Source organism: Acholeplasma equifetale ATCC 29724 (assembly GCF_000687735.1).
Classification (GTDB): domain Bacteria; phylum Bacillota_I; class Bacilli_A; order Acholeplasmatales; family Acholeplasmataceae; genus Acholeplasma; species Acholeplasma equifetale.
In genome coordinates this window covers 1-1542 of the sequence record NZ_JHXL01000025.1, presented here as the reverse complement: position 1 = coordinate 1542, position 1542 = coordinate 1, and the positions used below count along the sequence as shown (strand labels likewise).

Here is a 1542-nt window from a genome sequence, read left to right as displayed (position 1 = left end):
GCAACACGGATTTGCCTATGTCGCAGCCTCGATTCCTTCTCACCCAAGCCATTAAGGGTGGTAGGCTATCCTCCTTTGTCACTCCATCAGTTATTACACTGGTACTAGAATCTCTACTAGTTATCCATCGACTACGCCTCTCGGCCTCGCCTTAGGTCCCGACTTACCCAGGGCGGACGAACCTTCCCCTGGAAACCTTGGGTTTTCGACGGAGAGGATTCTCACCTCTCTTTTCGTTACTCACACCGGCATTCTCACTTCCTACAAGTCCACACGTCCTTCCGATCGTGCTTCACCCCCGTAGGAACGCTCCCCTACCACTTAAAGTATCTTTACTCTAAATCCGCAGCTTCGGTAATATGCTTAGCCCCGGTACATTTTCGGCGCAGAGTCACTCGACCAGTGAGCTTTTACGCACTCTTTAAAGGATGGCTGCTTCTAAGCCAACCTCCTGGTTGTCTGTGCATCTCCACTTCCTTTTCCACTTAGCATATATTTTGGGACCTTATCTGGCGGTCTGGGCTCTTTCCCTCTTGACCACGAACCTTATCACCCGTAGTCTTACTGCTAGCCATGTTTACCGACATTCGGAGTTTGATTGGGCTCAGTACCCCGAGGTGGGGCCATCACACATTCAGTGCTCTACCTTCGATAAACTCTTTGCTAACGCTATCCCTAAAGATATTTCGGGGAGAACCAGCTATCTCCAAGCTCGATTGGAATTTCTCCCCTAGCCACAAGTCATCCGAGAACTTTTCAACGTGCTTCGGTTCGGTCCTCCATAGGGTTTTACCCCTACTTCAACCTGCTCATGGCTAGATCGCCTGGTTTCGGGTCTATGTCACACAACTTATTCGCCCTTTTCAGACTCGCTTTCGCTTCGGCTCCGGGCCTTCACCCTTAACCTTGCTCTGTAACATAACTCGCCGGTTCATTCTACAAAAGGCATGCCATCACCCATTAACGGGCTCTGACTATTTGTAAGCACACAGTTTCAGGTTCTCTTTCACTCCCCTCCCGGGGTTCTTTTCACCTTTCCATCACTGTACTGGTTCACTATCGGTCACCAAGGAGTATTTAGCCTTAGGAGATGGTCCTCCTATCTTCAAACGGGATTCCACGTGTCCCGCCCTACTTGTTGATACCACGGACATCACGATTTCGATTACGGGAGTATCACCCTCTATGCTCGACCTTCCCATGTCGTTCATCTATCGTAATGTTTTGTAACCTTAGGTATCTGGCTCCTCCGCGTTCGCTCGTCACTACTAACGGAATCGTTATTACTTTCTTTTCCTGTAGGTACATGAGATATTTCAGTTCCCTACGTCTCGCCTCACTTATTGCTAAGTGATAACATGTCTTCCACATGTTGGGTTTCCCCATTCGGACATCTCCGGATCGTCGCTTACTTACAGCTCCCCGAAGCATTTCGGTGTTAGTTCCGTCCTTCTTCGCCTCTTGGTGCCAAGGCATCCACTGTGTGCCCTTTCTTCCTTAACCTTATTTTTTCCTTTACATCATTTATCTACTTTTCAAAGA

General features: G+C 48.7%; 1 rRNA gene. It reads right to left on the bottom strand.

Annotated elements, in window-relative coordinates:
• Positions 1-1503, bottom strand: a 23S ribosomal RNA gene (locus tag T434_RS08000); the annotation flags it as partial.
• Positions 1504-1542: the final 39 nt, after the last annotated feature.